This window comes from Phreatobacter sp. AB_2022a (assembly GCF_026847585.1).
Classification (GTDB): domain Bacteria; phylum Pseudomonadota; class Alphaproteobacteria; order Rhizobiales; family Phreatobacteraceae; genus Phreatobacter.
The window spans coordinates 67,052-86,091 of sequence record NZ_JAPSET010000007.1 but is presented as its reverse complement, the minus strand read 5'-3'; the positions used below and the strand labels follow the sequence as shown (position 1 = coordinate 86,091).

20 protein-coding genes are annotated in these 19,040 nt (G+C 69.9%); 10 read left to right on the top strand and 10 right to left on the bottom strand.

Annotated features, from left to right (window positions below; all coding sequences use genetic code 11):
• Nucleotides 1–102 precede the first annotated feature (102 nt).
• Together OZ671_RS07280 and OZ671_RS07275 are read left to right on the top strand one after the other, a co-directional pair.
• The gene (locus tag OZ671_RS07280; protein ID WP_268860127.1) at nucleotides 103–1,119 is read left to right on the top strand and encodes a tripartite tricarboxylate transporter substrate-binding protein; all 1,017 of its coding nucleotides are present in this window, start codon (nucleotides 103–105) and stop codon (nucleotides 1,117–1,119) included.
• Between the two features lie 112 nt (nucleotides 1,120–1,231).
• On the top strand, nucleotides 1,232–1,816 hold the full coding sequence (locus tag OZ671_RS07275) for a dioxygenase family protein (RefSeq protein ID WP_268860126.1): 585 nt from the start codon (nucleotides 1,232–1,234) through the stop codon (nucleotides 1,814–1,816).
• Nucleotides 1,817–1,846: 30 nt separating this feature from the next.
• Here the strand turns inward: OZ671_RS07275 and OZ671_RS07270 are convergent, their stop codons facing one another.
• A complete protein-coding gene (locus OZ671_RS07270; RefSeq protein WP_268860125.1) occupies nucleotides 1,847–2,722 on the bottom strand; it encodes a dihydrodipicolinate synthase family protein in 876 nt (291 codons plus the stop codon).
• The gene (locus tag OZ671_RS07265; protein ID WP_268860124.1) at nucleotides 2,719–3,096 is read right to left on the bottom strand and encodes a winged helix-turn-helix transcriptional regulator; all 378 of its coding nucleotides are present in this window, start codon (nucleotides 3,094–3,096) and stop codon (nucleotides 2,719–2,721) included. The genes OZ671_RS07270 and OZ671_RS07265 overlap by 4 nt, the downstream gene beginning before the upstream one ends.
• 105 nt (nucleotides 3,097–3,201) lie before the next feature.
• On the opposite strand from OZ671_RS07265, the gene OZ671_RS07260 reads away from it, so the two are divergent.
• Nucleotides 3,202–3,813 carry an NAD(P)-dependent oxidoreductase gene (locus OZ671_RS07260; protein WP_268860123.1) on the top strand — a complete coding sequence of 204 codons (612 nt, stop codon included), beginning with the start codon at nucleotides 3,202–3,204 and terminating at the stop codon, nucleotides 3,811–3,813.
• Between the two features lie 27 nt (nucleotides 3,814–3,840).
• Here the strand turns inward: OZ671_RS07260 and der are convergent, their stop codons facing one another.
• Nucleotides 3,841–5,217, bottom strand: a complete 1,377-nt coding sequence (der, locus tag OZ671_RS07255) for a ribosome biogenesis GTPase Der (RefSeq protein WP_268860122.1) — start codon at nucleotides 5,215–5,217, stop codon at nucleotides 3,841–3,843.
• On the opposite strand from der, the gene OZ671_RS07250 reads away from it, so the two are divergent.
• Nucleotides 5,207–5,554, top strand: coding sequence for a hypothetical protein (locus OZ671_RS07250; protein WP_268860121.1), 348 nt, complete (start codon nucleotides 5,207–5,209; stop codon nucleotides 5,552–5,554). The genes der and OZ671_RS07250 overlap by 11 nt on opposite strands.
• A gap of 248 nt (nucleotides 5,555–5,802) precedes the next feature.
• On the opposite strand, the gene OZ671_RS07245 is transcribed toward OZ671_RS07250, so the two are convergent.
• Nucleotides 5,803–6,444: a tetratricopeptide repeat protein gene (locus tag OZ671_RS07245; protein ID WP_268860120.1), complete on the bottom strand. Its 642-nt coding sequence runs from the start codon at nucleotides 6,442–6,444 to the stop codon at nucleotides 5,803–5,805.
• Nucleotides 6,445–6,715: 271 nt separating this feature from the next.
• The gene (locus OZ671_RS07240; protein ID WP_268860119.1) at nucleotides 6,716–7,294 is read right to left on the bottom strand and encodes an NnrU family protein; all 579 of its coding nucleotides are present in this window, start codon (nucleotides 7,292–7,294) and stop codon (nucleotides 6,716–6,718) included.
• Nucleotides 7,295–7,452: 158 nt separating this feature from the next.
• Between OZ671_RS07240 and OZ671_RS07235 the strand changes: the two genes are divergently transcribed.
• Genes OZ671_RS07235 through OZ671_RS07225 form a run of 3 tightly spaced genes read left to right on the top strand, consistent with a single transcriptional unit; the run spans nucleotide 7,453 to nucleotide 9,286 of the window.
• On the top strand, nucleotides 7,453–8,067 hold the full coding sequence (locus OZ671_RS07235) for a hypothetical protein (RefSeq protein ID WP_268860118.1): 615 nt from the start codon (nucleotides 7,453–7,455) through the stop codon (nucleotides 8,065–8,067).
• 47 nt (nucleotides 8,068–8,114) lie between these two features.
• Nucleotides 8,115–8,603 carry an NUDIX hydrolase gene (locus OZ671_RS07230; protein ID WP_268860117.1) on the top strand — a complete coding sequence of 163 codons (489 nt, stop codon included), beginning with the start codon at nucleotides 8,115–8,117 and terminating at the stop codon, nucleotides 8,601–8,603.
• A complete protein-coding gene (locus OZ671_RS07225; RefSeq protein WP_268860116.1) occupies nucleotides 8,600–9,286 on the top strand; it encodes an alpha/beta hydrolase family protein in 687 nt (228 codons plus the stop codon). The genes OZ671_RS07230 and OZ671_RS07225 overlap by 4 nt, the downstream gene beginning before the upstream one ends.
• A 55-nt stretch (nucleotides 9,287–9,341) precedes the next feature.
• Here OZ671_RS07225 and OZ671_RS07220 read toward each other — a convergent pair whose 3' ends face one another.
• Both OZ671_RS07220 and gcvA read right to left on the bottom strand, forming a co-directional pair.
• Entirely contained in the window at nucleotides 9,342–9,701 is a 360-nt protein-coding gene (locus tag OZ671_RS07220) for an ArsC family reductase (RefSeq protein WP_268860115.1), read from the bottom strand.
• A 79-nt stretch (nucleotides 9,702–9,780) separates the two neighbouring features.
• Nucleotides 9,781–10,698: a transcriptional regulator GcvA gene (gene gcvA / locus OZ671_RS07215; protein ID WP_268860114.1), complete on the bottom strand. Its 918-nt coding sequence runs from the start codon at nucleotides 10,696–10,698 to the stop codon at nucleotides 9,781–9,783.
• A 110-nt stretch (nucleotides 10,699–10,808) separates the two neighbouring features.
• Between gcvA and OZ671_RS07210 the strand changes: the two genes are divergently transcribed.
• A complete protein-coding gene (locus OZ671_RS07210) occupies nucleotides 10,809–12,275 on the top strand; it encodes an amidase (protein ID WP_268860113.1) in 1,467 nt (488 codons plus the stop codon).
• A 26-nt stretch (nucleotides 12,276–12,301) separates the two neighbouring features.
• Nucleotides 12,302–13,543: an MFS transporter gene (locus tag OZ671_RS07205; RefSeq protein ID WP_268860112.1), complete on the top strand. Its 1,242-nt coding sequence runs from the start codon at nucleotides 12,302–12,304 to the stop codon at nucleotides 13,541–13,543.
• Between the two features lie 28 nt (nucleotides 13,544–13,571).
• On the opposite strand, the gene OZ671_RS07200 is transcribed toward OZ671_RS07205, so the two are convergent.
• Nucleotides 13,572–15,146, bottom strand: coding sequence for a gamma-glutamyltransferase family protein (locus OZ671_RS07200; RefSeq protein ID WP_268860111.1), 1,575 nt, complete (start codon nucleotides 15,144–15,146; stop codon nucleotides 13,572–13,574).
• A 239-nt stretch (nucleotides 15,147–15,385) separates the two neighbouring features.
• On the opposite strand from OZ671_RS07200, the gene OZ671_RS07195 reads away from it, so the two are divergent.
• A complete protein-coding gene (locus OZ671_RS07195) occupies nucleotides 15,386–16,309 on the top strand; it encodes a PLP-dependent cysteine synthase family protein (RefSeq protein ID WP_268860110.1) in 924 nt (307 codons plus the stop codon).
• A 22-nt stretch (nucleotides 16,310–16,331) separates the two neighbouring features.
• On the opposite strand, the gene OZ671_RS07190 is transcribed toward OZ671_RS07195, so the two are convergent.
• Nucleotides 16,332–17,627, bottom strand: coding sequence for an MFS transporter (locus tag OZ671_RS07190; protein ID WP_268860109.1), 1,296 nt, complete (start codon nucleotides 17,625–17,627; stop codon nucleotides 16,332–16,334).
• 162 nt (nucleotides 17,628–17,789) lie between these two features.
• The gene (locus OZ671_RS07185; RefSeq protein WP_268860108.1) at nucleotides 17,790–19,004 is read right to left on the bottom strand and encodes an MFS transporter; all 1,215 of its coding nucleotides are present in this window, start codon (nucleotides 19,002–19,004) and stop codon (nucleotides 17,790–17,792) included.
• Nucleotides 19,005–19,040: the final 36 nt, after the last annotated feature.

Sequence of the window (19,040 nt, the reverse complement as noted above, 5' to 3'; positions counted from 1 at the left end):
AACTTTGGCGGGCCATTTCATTGAGCTTCGCCCCGCCGAACCGGATCATGCCGCAAGGATTGTGCCCTGCCGCGCCGAGCAGGTCAGCCTCGGAGGCAGGACATGCTCAAACATCCGGATCGCGGGATTTCGTGCGGCACGCCCGTCAGTCGCCGCTGCCTTCTGGCCGCCGCTGCGACGGTCGTCGCCAGTCCCCGCATCGCCAGGGCCGGACCGGGACGGCTCCCTGCTGGAACGATCCGTTTCGTGGTGCCCTTCGCACCAGGCGGCAGTGTCGACGTGCTCGGTCGTGCCGTCGCCAGGGCTGTCGGTGAGGCGCTCGGGCAGCAGACGCTGGTCGAGAATGTTGCCGGCGGCTCGACCAATCTCGGTTCCGAACGGGTGGCGAAGGCCGCGCCGGACGGCCTGACCATCCTGGTCGCGAGCGACAGCCTGGCCATCAACAAGAGCCTGTTCCCCCGGCTGTCGTTCGATCCGGTCGCCAGCTTCGCGCCGGTCACGCTCGCCATCACTGCTCCGCAGTTGCTCGTCACCCACCCCAAGTCCGGGCTGAACACCGTCGCCGACTATGTCGCGGCCGCCCGGGCAAAGCCCGGGGAGTTGAAGGTCGGCCTGCCGGGACACGGCGTCATCGGCCATCTCGCGAGCGAACTGGTCAACCGGCGGCTGGCGGGGCTGCAGGTCAATCATATCCCCTACAATGGCGGGGCGCCGGCGAGCCGCGACCTCATCGGCGGTCATCTCGACGCGCTGTTCATCACCCTGCCCGCCGTCACGGCGCCAGTCCGCGACGGCGCGCTTCGGGGCCTGGCGACCACCACCGCCCGGCGATCGGCAGCGCTGCCCGACGTGCCGAGCTTCGCCGAGACGGCCGTTCCAGGTCTCGATCTCGCAAGCTGGCAAGGCTTTCTCGTGCCGGCGGGAACGCCGGCGGACATTGTCGCTGGTCTCGACGCGGCCATCGCCGCGGCGCTGCGCGGGCCGTCCGCGAGACCTGCGCTCGAAGGCCTTGGCTTCGACATCGTCGCCGCCGGCCCGGAAGCCTTCGGCAAGCTGGTCCGCGATGATGTCGCCCGCTTCGCGGAGATCGTGCATGACGCCGGGCTCGCCGGCGCCTGACCGCTCGCCGTCACGGTCGCGTGAGCGGCTTCCGGCCGCCGTTGCGGCCGGCATGCGGAGCGCGCAAGCTCGCGTGCCGCCGATGACGCGAGGACCCATGCCGAGAACCGGAATGAATCGCCGCAGGATGGTGGCGGCCAGCCTTGCCGCGGCCGGCCTCGCGCACCTTGCAAAGCCGCGGCCGCTGGCCGCGCAAGGCACCGCCCTGCCCCTGACGCCGGCCTGTGAGGGCGATGCGCGCGTGACGCGGCGCCAGACAGAAGGCCCCTTTTTCCGGCCGGCTTCGCCAGCGAAGCGCGACCTTCGCGGCGACGGGAGCGGCGACATGCTGGTGCTTTCCGGCTTCGTGCTGACACCGCAGTGCCGTCCGGTGCCCGGCGCGCGCGTCAACCTCTGGCACGCCGATGCCGATGGCGAATACGACCGCTCGGGCTTCCGCTTTCGCGGCCATCAGTTCACCGACGATGCCGGCCGCTACCAGTTCATCACCCGCGTTCCCGGGCTCTATCCTGGCCGGACACGGCATTTTCACGTCAAGGTCCAGGCTGGCCGCGGCCCTGTCCTGACAACGCAGCTCTACTTTCCGGACGAGCCGCGCAATGCCCGCGACGGCATTTTCGACCGGGCGCTGCTGATGGAGATCCGCCCGGCCGATGGCGGCCGTCTCGGCCGGTTCGATTTCGTCATCCCGGCCTGACACGCACCTGTCCGCACCGGGCTTCGGTGCTCAGGAGACGTCCGCAAGCGCCGCCGCGACCACGGCGCGCGCCGCGTCATCCAGCGGCTGCTGCGGCGGCACGGGATCGCCGACATCGTAACCCTTGAGGGCGAGCCCGGCCTTGACGCAGGCCGCCATGTTGTAGCGCGCGAAGATCTCGTTCACCCGCCACAGGCGGCGCTGCAGCGCCATGGCCTCGTCCCAGCGGCCCGCCGCGCAAAGCTCATAGAGCCTGACGCTGTCGCGCGGCACGAGGCAGGCAGGACCCGCCATCCAGCCGCGGCCGCCGAGCAGCATGACGGCGGCGGGGATGTGAGCGGAGGCGGAAAAAACGGCCAGCCGATCGCCGCAGCGGTTCATGATCGACAGGAGCCGGCCGGTATTGCTGGAGGCATCCTTGATACCGATGATGCGCGGATGCGCAGCCAGCCGCTCGATCACGCCGAGGGAGAGGTCCGAGCGCTGGAAGTTCGGGTTGGTGTAGAGCACGACGGGCAGGTCGACCGCATCCGCCACGGCCCGGAAATAGGCCTCCACCGCCTGATCGTTCAGAGGAAAATAGGCCTCGCAAATGGCGAGGATGCCGTCGGCGCCAGCCGCGGCGCAGGCGCGCGCCTGCAGCACAGCCTCCGCGATGGTGGTGGCGGCGACGCCCGGCACGACGGGAACCCGGCCGCCGGCGGCGCGCACCACCGTCTCGACCACGGCGGCGCGCTGCCGCCGGTCGAGATAGGCGAACTCGCCGGTCGAGCCCAGCGGCGTCAGGCCGTGCACGCCGGCATCGATGAGATCGGCCGAAAGACGCTCCAGGACGGCCGTGCGCACCGTGCCATCGGCATCGACGGGCGAGACGAGATAAGGGAAGACACCGCGGAAAAGGCTCATGCGGCGCTCGCCAGGGTCTCGCCGGAATCATAGCGGCGCTGGGCGGCGGCTACGTCAGCCAGATGGCTCTCGGCCCAGACGCGCAGGCCGTCGACCGCCTGATGCAGGGTCATGCCGAGCGGCGTGATCCGATATTCCACCGTCACCGGCACCGTCGGAAAGGCGGTGCGGGCCACGAGGCCGTCCCGTTCCAGGCTCTTCAGGGTCTGAGACAGCATCTTCTGCGAGATGCCGTCGATGCGCCGGCGCAGTTCGTTGAAGCGCAGCGGCTCCCTGCAGAGCAGGATCAGGATCAGCACCGCCCATTTGTCGCCGATCCGGTCGAGCACGATCCGCGTCGAGCACTTGCCGTTGAACACATTGGGAGCGTGCAAGGGGTTTCTCCGGGGTGACCTTGTGACGTGAAGGTGCCTTCTTTACAGCGCGGTATAGGATAGGCACTTGGTCTCCATTGGTTACTACCATAGGAGACCTCCCCGATGAAAGTCGCCCTGATCGGCGCCTCCGGCAATGCCGGCTCGCGCATCCTGAAAGAACTTGCGAACCGCGGCCATGCGGTCACCGCCATCGCACGCGATCCCCGGCGCATCGCGGCAGGCGCCAACATCACCGCCGTCGAGGGCGACGCCGACGCTCCGAATGCCCTGGCCAAGATCATCGCCGGCCATGATGTGGTCGTCAGCGCGGTGCATTTCACCGCATCCGATCCGAACAAGCTGATCGCGGCGGTCAAGACCGCCGGCGTGCCGCGCTACATCGTCGTCGGCGGCGCGGGCAGCCTGGAGGTCGCGCCCGGCGCCCGGCTCGTCGACCAGCCGACCTTTCCCGCCGCCTACAAGGCCGAGGCCCTGGCGGGAGGCGTGTTTCTCGATCTCCTGAAGGCCGAGCCGGCGCTCAACTGGACCTTCCTGTCGCCCTCGGCGCTGTTCGTGGCCGGCGAGCGCACCGGCAAGTTCCGCCTCGGCCGCGATGCCCTGCTGACCGCCGCCGACGGCAAGAGCTCGATCTCGTTCGAGGACTACGCGATCGCGCTCGTCGACGAGATCGAAAAGCCGGCGCACGAGCGCCAGCGTTTCACCGTGGGTTATTGAGGCAGGAGGCCGGTCGACGGCCCGTGCTCAATGCACCTTCCGGCCGGTTTCGGCGTAAGGGTTGTCGGTCTTCTTCAGATGGAAGCGGATCGGTGTCCCCATCAGGTCGAAACTGTCCCTGAGGCCGTTGACGAGATAGCGCAGATAGCTGTCCGGCAGGGCATCGGGACGCGAGCAGAAGGCGACGAAGGTCGGCGGCCGGGTCTTGGCCTGCGTCATGTAGCGCAGCTTGACCCGGCGGCCGGACACGGCCGGCGGCGGGTGGTGGTCCACCGTCTCCTGCAGCCAGCGCACCAGCTGGTTGGTCGGCACGCGCCGCTGCCAGGGTTCGCGGGCGTCGATGATCGCCTGCATCAGGCGATCGAGACCCTGGCCGGTCTCGGCCGAATTGGCGACGACCGGGCAGCCCTTGATCTGCGGCAGCCAATGATCGGCCTCCTCGCGCAGCTTGGCGGCCTTGCCGCCCTTGTGCGGTATGAGGTCCCACTTGGTGAAGGCGAGCACCACGGCCCTGCCCTCCTTGGCGGCCAGGTCGGCAATGCGCAGGTCCTGGTCCTCGAACGGCTTTTCGGCATCCATGCAGACGACCACGACCTGGGCGAAGCGGATGGCGCGCAGCGCGTCCGCCACGGACAGCTTTTCCAGCTTGTCCTCGATGCGCGCGCGCTTGCGCAGGCCCGCCGTGTCGACCAGCCGGAACTTGCGCCCGCCCCAGTCCCAGTCGACCGCAATGGCGTCGCGGGTGATGCCGGCCTCGGGCCCCGTCAGCAGGCGCTCCTCGCCGATCAGGGCGTTGACCAGCGTCGACTTGCCGGCATTCGGCCGTCCGACAATGGCGACCGGAATGGGTTTTGCGGGATCGTCGATCTCGTCTTCGCCTTCGGCCGGCTCGTCCTCCTCGGCCGACGGCGCCGGCATGTGAGCGGCAAGCGCGTCATAGAGCTCCGACAAGCCCTCGCCATGCTCGGCCGACAGCGGTACGGGATCGCCGAGGCCGAGACCGAAGGCCTCGTAGGCGCCGGCCATGCCGACCTTGCCCTCGCTCTTGTTGGCGGCGAGGATCACGGGCTTGCCTGAGCGGCGGACGAGATTGGCGAAGGCGTGATCGTCCGGCGTCAGGCCGACCCGCGCGTCGATCATGAAGATGACGACGTCGGCCAGGCGGATCGCCTCCTCCGTCTGGGCCCGCATGCGGGCTTCGAGCGTGCCGGAGCCGGCTTCTTCGAGGCCGGCCGTGTCGATGATCGAGAATTCGAGATCGCCGAGGCGGCCCTCACCCTCGCGCCGGTCGCGCGTCACTCCCGGCCGGTCGTCGACCAGCGCGATGCGCTTGCCGACCAGCCGGTTGAACAGCGTCGACTTGCCGACATTCGGCCGGCCGACAATGGCGAGAGTGAAAGCCATGGCCTCGACGTCAGCCCTGATCTTCGGTGGCGGCGCGACGACGGCGCCGCCCGCGGCGCGGCTGCTGCTCCGCCGGCGGCGGCTCGACCGGAGCCGGCGCTGCCGGCTGGGCGACATCCGGTGGCGCATTGGCCGGCTGCGGGATCGACCGGTCGACGCCGGGAACGCCCTCGGGGAAAACCGGCTGGCGGTCGCCCGGCAGCGGCGGCTGGCGCCGCTCGAACATGGACGGCAGGTCCTGCAGCGATTCGCAGGCCGTCAATCCAAGGCCGAGAGCGCCCAGCGCTCCGGCGCGAAGGACACGGCGTCGATCGAGGCGGGAGGAATTCATGTCTGAGATCCGTTCGGCTCTTGAGGTCTGGTCTGGAAGCCCGTCACCGTCTCAAGGATCGGGAAAAGGCAATATTTCAATATCTTGGCACAAAATCCTGAGGCGGGGAACGGAACCCGTCATGCCGTCCCCCGAATGCCCCGCGTCTCGGCCCGGCGTCCTTTCGATCTCGACACCCGCTCCGAGCGCTATAACGGAAAGAAGCGGAGTTCGAAACCGCGGCTGCGCCGATCACCTGTTGCCGGCAAATGCGGTTATTTGCCGGCCATGACGGTGGCGATGAGCTCGGCCCGGCCGCGCAGGCCCTGCGGCGTCTCCGGATCGGCCTGGATCGCCTGGACCCATTTCTCGGCACCCGCCTTGTCGCCCGCACGCATGGCGGCGAGCGCCATCAATTCACGGGCCGAATGGCGGAACGGCAGGCCCGCGCCGGTCAGCTGCTCGACCCGGCTGGCGATTTCGGCCGGCGGCGCGCTGTCGACCAGGAGGTAGCCCGCCCTGATCCGGGCGATATCCTGGAACAGCGCCCCCACGGCCGGGTCGGCCGCAACGGCGTCGAAGGCCTGCGCGCCGGCCGCCTTGTCGCGGCTGCCGATCTCGGTGGCCTGACGCAGGCGGGCCAGGATGCGGTAGCCCGACGGCGCATCGGCGGCGATGGCGGCGAACTGTGCCTCGGCCTCGGCGCTGTTGGTGCGCGACAACCTGAGGGCGGCCTCGAAACGCCCGCCGGCGGCGGCCGACTGCTGGTCCTGCCGCCACTCGTAGAAGCGCCAGCCCCCGACGCCGATGACGATCACGGCGGCGACGGCGACGACAACGGGCCAATATTTCTTCCAGAACTGCTCGAAGCGCGCGCGCCTCAGGTCCTCTTCGACTTCATCGAAAATATCGGCCATCGGATCATCCAGAAGCGCGGCGCCCCGGTCCGCCGGGTGGGCCGCCTGTCAAAGCGGCGCGGAACCTATCAATTCGCCCGTGCGGAAGCAAACCCGCCGCATGTCCGGCGACACCCGCGGCGCGCGGCCCGCGCGGCGACCGCGCGCGGACCGAGCCACAACGGCCAGAACGCCAAGCGTATCAATCCGCTACGGCGATCCTCTCGCTTCGAATCTTCGCCCCAGCCCGCCATCCGGCTCGACGACCGGCCGAATCCCGGACGGCGACATGTCAGCGCACGATGGCCGGCACGCCGATCAGCAGCGGATGCAGCCAGATCATGAAGACAACCGTGAGCACGAGACCGACGACGATGGCGACGGCATCGGCCCTGCCCCAGGCGGCGGGCGGCGGCTCGACCTCGTCGGCGCGCGACCTGATGGAGATGCGGGCAATCACCGCCCAGGCGAGGAACGAGCCGAACAGCAGCATCGAGGCAAGATCGCCATTGACCAGCAGGTGGCCCGTCGACCAGGCCTTGATCGCCACCAGGAGCGGATGCTTCAGCGTCGACTTGATCTTGCCGTTCGGGCCGCGCGATGCGACGAGCGCGATGAAGGCGAACACCATCAGCAGCGCGGTGACATGGCCAAGCGCCGGTGGCGGCGACCAGATCTGCACATAGCCCTGGCTGCGCGCGCTGCCATAGCCGTAGACGAGCAGCACGAAGCCGATCAGCGAGACGACCGAATAGAGGCCCTTGTAGCCGCCGGCGCCCAGCCGGCCGATGACGGCGGCCCGCGGCTCTCTGGCCATGGTGAAGGCGTGCGCGCCCAGGAATATCACCAGGCCCAGGATCAGAATCGCCATGATCGCCCCTTTCGCATGCCAAATTTGCCGCTGCGCCACGCCGCCGCCGCATTTGCGGAGCTAAACGGGCCACCACCCAACCTGCCCAGAACCTAACATCTGGCCAGCGAGCGACGGAAGTGATAGCCGTTTCTCTGTCCAACAATCGATCGCAGCTGATGACGTCGAGCCCCACAACCGAAGGCGAGCCCGTCACGCGCGCCGCGCCGGATGCAGCGGCGGCCGCCGACGAACGGTTCTACGACCCGGAACGGGAACGCATCGTGGCGCGCCGCCTGAAGGGTGGCCGGCGCAGGCGTGCGGTCCTGGCCATGTGCGCCGTGCTGGTCGCCGCCGCGACGGCGGCGGGCTTCACCTACACCTACCAGGACATGCCGGCCGTCACTGATGCCTGGGCCGCGACGACCGCAGCCCCGCAGCCGGAGCCACCCGCCGCCACCCTGGCGTCCAACAGTTCCGCTCCCGTCCGCCTGGTCCAGCCGGACAGCGACCCGAACAAGCGGCAGGAACGCGTCGCGACCGATGGGCCGGGCGATACCCCGGCCAGCGTCGGCAGCGCTGTTTCACCGGGCGGCAGCCAGCCGGCAAACGGCATGACCGCCATGACCACCGACGGCGTCAGGCGGATCCCGCTCGGTCCGGGGCCGATGGCCGACGCGACCCCGCCGCCCTCGGCCCCGGCTTTCGCGCCGTCCGATACGACGGGACCCGCGACCGAGATGACCATGCCGCTCGCGCCGCTCCCGCAACCGCGGCCCCGTCGCGCGCCCTGACCCGGATCCGGCCGCCCGGGCCGAACCGTTCCCGAGGACGCCGCGCCGTGGCAGCCGACAATCCGTCCCGTACAACCCCGCCCGTCCGCCCCGTCGCGGCGACGATCGCCGTCGTGCCGCGTGACGGCGCCGTGCTGCTGGTGCGGCGTGCCAATCCTCCGGATGCCGGCCGCTGGGGCTTTCCCGGCGGCAAGATCGAGACGGGCGAAGCGCTGCTCGACGCCGCGATCCGCGAATTGCACGAGGAAACCCGGATCGAGGCGGAGGCCGTCGAGGTGCTGACCGCGGTCGACGCCTTCGATCACGACGAAATGGACGCGCTGCGCCAGCACTTCATCCTGATCGCCGTGCTGTGCCGCTGGCGTGCCGGCGAGCCGGTCGCCGGCGACGATGCGCTGGAGGCACGCTGGATCGCGGTCGACGCGCTCGAGCGCGAGGACCTCGCCCTGAGCATCGGCGTCGCGGACCTCGCCCGGCAGGCCCTCGCGCGCGCAGCCGGCCCGACGGCGGCGCCGGCGCACAGGCGAGAATCATGACCGAGGCAAAGCCCATCACGATCGCCATCGCCGATGCCGAACCCGTCTCGGGCCTCTGGCAGGCGCCTGCGGACGCGCGCGCCGCGCTCGTCCTCGCTCATGGCGCCGGCGCGGGCATGACCCATGCCGCCATGGCGGCGACAGCCGACGGCCTCGCCGAGCGCGGCATCGCGACGCTGCGCTACCAGTTTCCCTACATGGAACGGGGCTCCAGGCGCCCCGATACGCCGGCCGTGGCGCATCAGGCGGTGCGGGCCGCGGTCGCCGAGGCCAGGCGGCGCGCGCCGGCCCTGCCGCGCTTTGCCGGCGGCCGGTCGTTCGGCGCCCGCATGACCTCGCAGGCGCAAAGCCTTCAGCCGCTGGACGGCGTGCGCGGCCTGGTTTTCTTCGCCTTTCCGCTGCACCCGGCCGGCAAGCCGTCACGCGAGCGCGCCGCGCATCTTTCCGATGTCGGGCTGCCGATGCTGTTCCTTCAGGGCACGCGCGACACCCTCGCCGAGCTCGGCCTCCTGCGGCCGGCGGTCGCGCAGCTCGGCGCGCGGGCCCGCCTGGCACTGTTCGACGATGCCGATCATTCCTTTCATGTGCGCGCCTCCATCGGCCGGCGCGACGCCGACGTGCTGGCCGAGATGCTGGATCTTGCGAGCGCCTGGATGATCGAAACGGCCGCCGCCCGGGCCTGAGGCTGGACGGCGGCGCCCGCATCATCCGGATCGGCCTTGAACCGGGAGCGCCGTCTCAGCCGAAAGCCCTGGCATAGGCATCGGGCTTGAAGCCGACCAGCAGCCTGTCGCCGAGATCGAGCACCGGTCGCTTGATCATGGTCGGCTGCGCCAGCATGAGGCCGATCGCCTTCTCCTCCGAGAGCCCGCTGCGCTCGGACTCCGGCAGATCGCGGAAGGTCGTGCTGTTGCGGTTGAGCAGAATTTCCCAGCCGACCTGTTTCACCCACTGCTCCAGCCGCGGCCTGTCGAGGCCCGCCTCGCGGTAGTCGTGGAAGGCGTAGGGCCGGCCATGGCTCTCGAGCCAGGTGCGCGCCTTCTTCATCGTGTCGCAGGTCTTGATGCCATAGATCGTCAGCGGCGTGGCCTTGGCCATGATCCTCATATCCCATGCAATGTCGCGCGCTCCTCAAAGCACCGATCGCAGACCGGCGCAAATCGCCCGGAGCAAGGGTTCAGCATGCGGCCTCGCCCGTCTCCGCCGGCGCGAGACCCGCAGCCGCAAGGATCCAGGCCCTGAAGGCCGCGACCTTCGGCCGGGCATGGAAGGCCTCGGGATAGACGAGGTAATAGGCAAAGCTTTCCAGCATGGCGACCTCGGCCAGCCGGACGAGCCGCCCGGCGGCAATGTCGGGCGCGACCATCGCGGCCGGGAGAAGGCCGGCGCCCTGCCCGGCCGCCACCGCCTTCATCAGGAGGCCCGGATCGTCGAAGGAAGGTCCGCGCGGCGGCCCGATGTCGCTGATGCCCTGGGCCTCGAACCAGAGCTGCCAGCCGCGCCGGTCGGTATCGTGCACCAGCGGCCAGCGCGTCAGCGCCTGAGATCCCGCCGGCCTGCCGATCTCGGCGACGAGGCCCGGCGTCGCCACCGGCACCATTTCGACCGCCACCACCTTCTCGCTCCACAGCCCCGGATAGCGGCCGAGCCCATGGCGCACCGCGATGTCGACGCCGTCGCGGCCGAAATCGGCAAGGCCATTGCCGGTCACCACCTGCAGATCGATGCCGGGATGGGCATGCTGAAACGATTTGAGCCGCGGCACCAGCCAGGCCGAGGCAAAGAACGGCGTGACCGAAACGGTCAACAGGCTCGATTCGGCCGCCGCGGCAACGCGCCGGGAGGCATCGGCAATCTGCCGGAACGCATTGCGGACCGGCGGCAGGTAGCCCTGCCCCGCCTCGGTCAGATAGATGCCGCGATTGACCCGATGGAACAGCTGCACGCCGAGATGACCTTCCAGCGTCTTGAGCATCTGGCTGACCGCGCCGGGCGTCACGCAAAGCTCGGCCGCTGCATGCTTCACCGACAGATGCCGCGCCGCCGCCTCGAAGCAGCGGAGTGCGTTGAGCGGCGGAAGGCGGCCTTCATTCATTTAGTTTTTCTCACTCGACACGTGCAGATCTTCTGGTTTGTAGCGCCAGCAATTGTCCATCATCTTAGCTCAATCGAAACGGCCGTGCAGCAGGATCCATGGCGCCATCAATGAGAATTTCTGAATCGAAACCGAACCGCCCGAACGCAGCCGCGGTGCCGCTCCACGCGCTTGAACTCCTCGAGCTTGCAAGCCTGATCGCCCGCAGGGACATCTCCCCTGTCACGGCGACGGACCTGACCCTCGACCGGATCGGCTCGTGCGACGGCCAGCTCGCAAGCTTCGTTCACGTCGCCGCCGCGGCGGCCCGCGCCGATGCGGCGACGGCCGAGCGGGAGATCCGTGCCGGCCGCTATCGCGGGCCGCTGCACGGCATCCCGATCGCGGTGAAGGACCTGTTCGCCGTAGCGGGCCTTGCCACCGGCGCCGGCATGACCATCCATGCCGGACAGAACGCGGTCGAGGACTCGACCGTGGTCGCCAGGCTGAAGGCGGCGGGCGCGATCGTCATCGGCACGCTGCAGATGACCGAAGGCGCCTATTCCGATCACCATCCAGCCATCGCCCCTCCGAAGAACCCCTGGGCGCACGACCACTGGCCGGGCATCTCGTCGAGCGGCCCGGCCGTCGCGGTCGCGGCCGGCCTCAGTTTCGGTACGATCGGCTCGGATACCGGCGGCTCGATCCGCTGGCCGTCGGCCGCCAATGGCCTGACCGGGCTGAAGCCGAGCTGGGGCCGGGTCAGCCGGCACGGCGTCTTTCCGCTCGCGCCGACGCTCGACCATGTCGGGCCGATCGCGCGCAGTGCGGCGGATGCCGCGGTGCTGCTGGCGGCGATCGCCGGTGCCGACCCCGCCGACCCGACCTGCCGGCACGCGCCCGTGCCGGCGCCGCCGCCGGAACCGCCACGCTCGCTTGCGGGAATGCGGCTCGGCGTCGATCCGGCCTGGAACACCGCGGGCGTCGATCCGATGGTGCAGCAGGTCCTCGGCGACGCGCTGGCCGTCTTCGGTTCGCTCGGCGCCGATGTCGTCGACATTGCCTTTCCGGATGTCGAAGCGGCGGTCGCCGACTGGTCGCCGCTTTGCGCCGTCGAGGCGGCGGTCGCCCATGCCGAATTCTATCCGTCCCGCGCCCGCGACTACGGCCCGGTGCTCTCCGGCGTCGTGGAGGCCGGGCTTCAGGTCTCGGGGACCGCGCTCCACGCCATCAGGCTCCGCCGCCGCGCCTTCGCCGGCCGCGTCGCGGCCCTCCACAGCGCGGTCGATCTGATCCTGACCCCGGTCCACCCCTTCCCGCCGCTGTCACTCGCCACCATCCGGAGCCTCGGCGAACAGCCGGCGCTGATCGCCGCACTGCAGCGCTATACCTGCCCGTTCAACATGACCGGCCAGCCGACCCTCACCTTGCCCGGCGGATTTTCGGCCGGGGGCCTGCCACTCGCCTTCCAACTCGTGGGGCCGGATCTCGGCGAAGCCGCGCTGATTGCGGCCGGCATGGCGTTCCAGGCTGCGACCGACTGGCACCGCCGGCGCCCCTCCCTCGCCGACGCCCCTGACAGGAGCCGCCGGCAATGACATCATCGCCCCCGAAGGAGACGGCCTTGAGCTCGCAGACCGCACCCATCCGCCCGCGTCTCTTCCACGGCTGGCTCGTGGTCGCAGGCGCCTTCGCCGTCATGTTCGTCGGTTTCGGCTCGGCCTATACGTTCAGCGCCTTCGTCGAGCCGCTGCAGCGCGATTTCGCCGCCTCGCGGGGCTCGGTCTCGCTGGTCTTTTCGCTGGCCGGCTTTCTCTATTTCGGCCTCGGCGTGATCAGCGGGCCGCTCGCCGACCGCTGGGGTTCGAAAAGCCTTGCCGTCATCGGCATGCTGCTGACTGCCGGCGGCCTGATCGCCGCCGGGCTCGCGACCAGCCTCGTCCAGGTCTATCTTGCCTATGGCCTCGGCGTCGGCCTCGGTGTCGGCGCATCCTATGTGCCTGTCGTCGGCGCGGTGCAACGCTGGTTCGTCCGGCGCCGCGGCTTTGCCTCGGGCATCGCGGTCAGCGGCATCGGCGTCGGCACGCTAGCCATGCCGCCGCTCGCCGCCGCGCTGATCGCAGGCTTCGGCTGGCGCCAAGCCTATATCGTGCTCGGCCTGCTCGCGGCCTTGATCGGCATCGGCATGGCCCTGCTGATCGAAAACGATCCGCGCGACCGCGGCCTCAATCCCGACGGCGATCCGGTCGAGCCGGGCGTCGCGCGCGCCGCGCCCGAAGGGTTTCCAGTGCGCGCGGCCGTCGGCTCGGGCCGCTTCGTCGGCCTCTACATTGCCTGCGTGTTCTGCTCGTTCGGCCTGTTCGTGCCCTTCGTGCATCTCGTGCCCTATGCGCTCGACCATGGCGTGGCGCAGGGCTCCGCCGTGCTCCTGGTCGGCATTATCGGCATCGGCAGCACGGCCGGCCGGTTCTTCCTCGGCGACCTCGCCGACCGGATGGGGCGCAAGAACGCGCTCACCGCCATGTTCGCCGGCATGGCCCTGTCGATGGCGATCTGGGCCCTGGCCGGCAGCTTCTGGCCGCTGGCGGTGTTCGCCTTCGCCTATGGCGTCTTCTATGGCGGGTTCGTCGCGATCATACCGTCGCTGGTCATGGACTATTTCGGCGGCCGCAATGTCAGCAGCATTATCGGCGTGCTCTATACCAGCGTCGCCTTCGGCACGCTGGTCGGGCCGACGGCGGCGGGCTTCGCCTTCGACTTCTCCGGCAGCTACCAGGTGCCGATCCTGGCCAGCACGGCGGCCGGCCTGCTGGCCGCCGTCATCGTCGCCGCCTTGCCAAAGGCGGCCGGCGCGCCGCGGGGCTGATCTCCGCGGCGATCGGACCGGATTGCCGTCAGGGCGTCGCGACGTAGCCGTCGCGGCGCGGATCGGCGGCCCCGGTCAGGACGCCGGTCGCCGGATCGACGGCAACGGCCTGCATGCCGCCGACACGCATGGTCCAGCCGCCGGGATGCAACTGGATATCGTGGCCCCGCTCGCCGAGCGCGGCGATCACATCCGGCGCGATGCGATCCTCCGGCTCGACCACGCGGCCGTCCCACAGCCGCGCCCGCGGGGCCTCGATCGCCTCCTGCAGCGGCAGACCGAACTCGACATGGTGCACGAAGGCCTGGGCCTGGGTCTGCAGGATGCCGTAACTGCCCGGCGTCCCGAGCGCCAGCACCGGCTTGCCGTCGCGCAGCGAGATCGACGGCGACATGCACATCAAGAGATCGCCGCCCGGCCTGGACCGGTTCGGGCTCTCCGGCTGGACGTCGGCCCAGTAGAGGAAATTGTTGAGGCAGAGCCCGGTGCCGGGCACCACGACGCCACTGCCGAAGGGGCTGCCGAGGCTCTGTGTGATGCAGATGAGATTGCCCTCGCGATCAGCGATCGAGAACGAGGTCGTATGGGCGGGGTCCTCACCCTGGCCCGCCATCCACTGCTCGGTCGGTCCCACGATCGGCTTGCCGTCGGCAAGGCGGCGACGCAGGCGCGCGACCGTCTCCTCGGACATGATCGCGGCGAGCCTGTCGGGCGGCGGATTGTTGTGGGCGATGCGCTCGCCGGCGGCAAGACGGATGGCGCGATAGACCCGGTCGAGATGCTCGACGCCATTATGTGCCAGCCCCTTGAAATCGAGCCCGTCCAGGATCCGCAACGTCAGCAGGAACTGGAAACCCTCACAAGGCGGTGGCGGCACATGCACGGTCAGGCCGCGATAGGCGGCGGCCAGCGGCTCGCGCCAGACCGGCTTGAAGTCGGTGAGATCGGCGAGCGTCATGATGCCGCCGAGGCTCTTCAGATGCGCCACGATGCGCTCACCGAGCGGCCCGCCATAGAGATGGCCGGGGCCGTTCTCGGCAAGGCCGCGCAAGGTCGCGGCAAGGTCCGGCTGGCGCAGCACCGCGCCGAGCCTGATGCCGCCGGCCGGCAGATAGGCCTTCGCCCAGTTGTCGTAGAGCGCCGGATAGCCCGCGAGCACCGGCTTCTGCTCGGCAAACTCCTCGACGCCGAACTCGGCGAGCGCGAAGCCGTCCTCGGCCAGGGCGATGGCCGGCGCCAGCACCTCGGCGAGCGACTTGCGGCCATAGGTCCGCACCAGCTCGGCCCAGCCGGCGAGATTGCCGGGCGTGCCGACCGGCAGCGCGCCGCGCTCGAGCTCGGCCCGTTCGCGGAACCGTTCGACCGGAAAGCTCGCCGGAATCTTCGGCACGAAATCCAGGACGCGCACGCGCCTTTCCGCAGCCACCCACATGGTGGCGAGCCCTTCGCCGGCAAGGCTCGACATGAAGGGCTCGACCACGTTCAGCGCCGCGGCGGTCGCTGCTGCCGCGTCGAAGGCATTGCCGCCGCTCGCGAGCACCCGTGCGCCCGCCTGCGCCGCCAGCGGGTGTGCCGCCGCCACCATGCCGTGGAGCGAATTCATCGTCGGTCGCCGTCCGTGCATGTCCTCGTGTCCCCTTGAAACTGCTTGTTGTCGCGATCGGGATCATAGCCAGCCGGGATTGGCGCGCCTCAGCCGTGTCGGCAGGTCTCGCATGCGATGGACAGGTTCCACCCGGCACAAGACTGTTGACCGGCACGGCCATAATGGCTTCGGCTCGGTGCGCCTAAACTGCTGTATGGAGGGCCGGCCGCGCCGGGCCGAAACCGAGGAGATCCGCCATGGCCGCCGTGCAAGGAACCGTACTCGACCGCATCGGCCGGACGCCGCTCGTCGCGCTGCGGCGGATCGGCGTGCCGCACGGCAGCCGCATCCTCCTCAAGCTCGAGGACGAAAACCCGACCGGCAGCATGAAGGATCGCATGGCGCTCGCCATGATCGAGGCGGCCGAGGCCGACGGCCGGCTGAAGGCCGGCGGCGCCGTGGTCGAATATACCGGCGGCAGCACGGGCGTGTCGCTCGCGCTGGTCTGCGCCGTCAAGGGCTATCCGCTGCACATCGTCTCGTCCGACGCCTTCGCCCGGGAAAAGCTGGACCACATGGCGGCCCTCGGCGCGAAGTTGACCATCGTCCCGAGTGAATCCGGCCGGATGACCGAAAAGCTGACGCGCGACATGGTCGAAGCGGCGCGGGTGATCGCCGGCGAGACGAAGGCCTTCTGGACCGATCAGCTCAAGAACACCGACCAGCTCGCGGCCTATCACGCCATGGCCGAGGAGATCCTGGAGGATACCGGCGGACGGCTCGACGGTTTCGTCCAGGCCGTCGGCACCGCGGCTTCGCTGCGGGGCATGGCCGAGACGCTGCGCCGCCATGACGGCACCGTCGCGATCGTCGCGGTGGAGCCGGCGGAATCGCCGGTGCTCGCGGGCGGCAAGGCCGGCGGCCACAAGATCGACGGGATCGGCGCAGGTTTCATCGTGCCGCTCTGGCACGACCGCATTGCCGACCGGGTCGAGCCGGTCTCGACCGAGGACGCCGCCGCCATGGCGCTGCGGCTGGCGCGTGAGGAAGGCCTGTTCGCCGGCACGTCGACCGGGGCCAATGTGGTGGCGGCGCTGCGCCTTGCCGAACGGCTGCGGCCCGGCGCGACGATCGTCACCATCATGTGCGACACCGGCATGAAATATCTCAGCAAGAAATAGCCGGTGCGGGGCGCCGCCAGCCTCAGGCGGGTTTCGAGACCGCCGCCATCCGGCCGCCGACCGCTCGGATCTGGCGCGGTCCGGCCATCCAGATCGCGGCGGCCGACAGGAGGCTGAGCACGATCGCGATCGAGAAGGCGAGCGTATAGTCGCCGTAGCGGTCGTGCAGCAGGCCGGTCAGCCAGGGGCCGGCCGCACCGCCGCCGAGCGCCACGAACATGACGGTGCCGAAGATCGTGCCGAAGTTCCGCCCCTGGAAGATCTCGGCCACCACCGCGCCCATGATCGAGGTCAGGCCGTAGCCGAGGAAGCCCTGCGTGAACACCATCAGATAGAGCAGGACAAGGGCCGGCGTGTGCTGCAGGGCGATCAGCAGCGCGAAGCAGATGGCGAAGCCGACGGTCGAAATGGTCCAGACCCATTCCCGGCCGATCCGGTCGGAAACGTAGCCGAGCGCGATCTGGCCGGGAATGCCGACGAGGCTGACCAGGCCGAGCGCCCAGGCCGACAGCGTCGAGGAAAAGCCGATCTCGACCAGATATTTGGTCTGGTGCACCTGCACCGCGTACCAGACATAGAGGCCGCAGAAATAGCCGAGCGCGAGCCACCAGAACCGCGCGGTCTTCAGCGCCCGGCCGAGCGTCCAGTCGATCGCCACCCAGGCGGGGTCGACGACATTGGAGCCCTGCGCAGCGGCGGCAGGGCCTGAACCGTCGTCGCCGTCGGGCTTGAGGCCGATGTCCTCCGGGCGCTTGCGCAGCAGCAGATTGAGCGGCGCGAGCACGACGAGAATGAGAATGCCCATCGTGGTGCTGGCCGAACGCCAACCGGCGCCGTCGATCGCCATCTGGACCCAGGGCAGCAGCGTCACCGAACCGATGCCGACGCCCGCGAAGGCGAGGCCGACCGCAAGACCGCGCCGGCGGATGAACCAGTTGGGCAAATAGAGCGACTGGCCGGAATAGCCGAGGCAGACGCTGCCGGCGCCGACCAGCACGCCGATGGTCACATAGAGATGCCAGGGCTGGGTGGTGAGCGGGGCAAGCAGAAGCCCCGCCCCCATCAGGATGACGCCGATCTCCATCACCGTGCGCGGGCCGGTGCGATCCATCAGCTTGCCCATGAGCGGGCTCAGCACGGCCGAGATCAGGAAACCGAAGGAGAAGGCGCCGGCCGTGACGCCGCGCTCCCAGCCGAACTCGTCGAGGATCGGCGCGAAGAACAGCGAGAAGGACGTGCGCGCATTGACGCCGATGCCCATGGTGACGAAGGTCACCGCGACGATGATCCAACCATAGAAGAACGGCAGACGACGCATCCTGGCTCCCCGCGGTCCCGACCGGGCCTTGACGCACTATGGCCGGCGCCCAGGACAAGGAGAAGCGCCGCCCCGGAATGGCCCGCATGACGGCCGACCCGCGCGACTTTACCTCGGAAGGAATGGACCGGCCGCGGGCGGACCGGCGAAGCGGTGCGCCGTTCAGGCCGACGCCCGCCTTGCCTCCTCCATGCCGGCGCGGTCGAGCCCGGCCGGCCTGCCGATGAGCACGGCGGCGAGCGGCGCCAGGGCCATGCCGGCGGCGGCCAGCATGACGCCGCCGCCCCCTCCACCTTTCATCAGCAGCGCGCCGCAGCTCGCGCCGACGCCGATCGCAAGATTGACCACCGCGGCATGGATCGCGGCTGCGGGCATGGCGGCGGTGCCGGCTGTCCGCAGCATCCAGACCTGCAGCCCGGCGAACAGGGCCGAAACAGCGCCGCCCCAGGCCGTCACCAGAGCCAGTGTCGCGATCGGGCCGAGGACCGACCGGCCGAGGCCGAGGCCGGCCAGCGCGACGACCAGGACCGCGAAGGCGCAGCCGATCAGGGGCCGCATGTGCCGGTCGGCCAGGAGGCCGGTCAGCATGTTGCCGAGGACACCGGCGGCGCCAAAAGCCGCAAGCGACACCGACACCATGGCCTCGGCCGTGCCGGGGACGGCCTTCAGATAGGGTTCGATGAAGGTATAGGCCGCGAAATGACCGATCGCCATCAGGGCCGTGACGCCATAGATGGCGCGCATCGCGCGATCGCCGAGCACCGCCGCCATGGAGCGCCAGCCGGTCATGGCCGGCGGACCGACCGGCGGCAGCAGCGCGGCCATGGCGGCACCGGTGACGAGGCCGAGCCCTGTCATCGCCGCGAAGGCCATGCGCCAGCCGCCAACCTCGCCGACGACGTTGGCGAGCGGCACGCCGAGCACGATGGCGGCCGTGATGCCGCCGAAGACGGTGGCGGTCGCAAGCCCCAGGCGCTCGCGCGGGACGATCTCGGCGGCCACGGCCATCGCGGTCGCCCAGAAGCAGCCATGCGCAACCGCCCCCGCCATGCGCGCGGCGAGAAAGCCGCCGAATCCGGACGACTGGGCCGCCGCGGCATTGCTCGCCGCCAGCGCGAAGACCAGCACGACCAGCAGCTGCTTGCGCGCAACCGCCTGGAGCAGGATGGGCGAGAGCAGGCCCGCCGCCGCGCCGATCCAGGCATAGACGGTGACCGAGAGGCCGATCTCCGCTGCCGGGCGATCGAATGCCCCGGCAATGGCGGACATGAGGCCGACCGGCGCGAACTCGGTGGTGACGATGCCGAAGGCGGCGGCCGCGAGCGCGACGACACCGAGCCAGGCCCGCGCCGTGTTCCCAGATGAACGCTCCGCCATGCCGTTTCAGATCCCTGCCACCGCCACGACGACGGT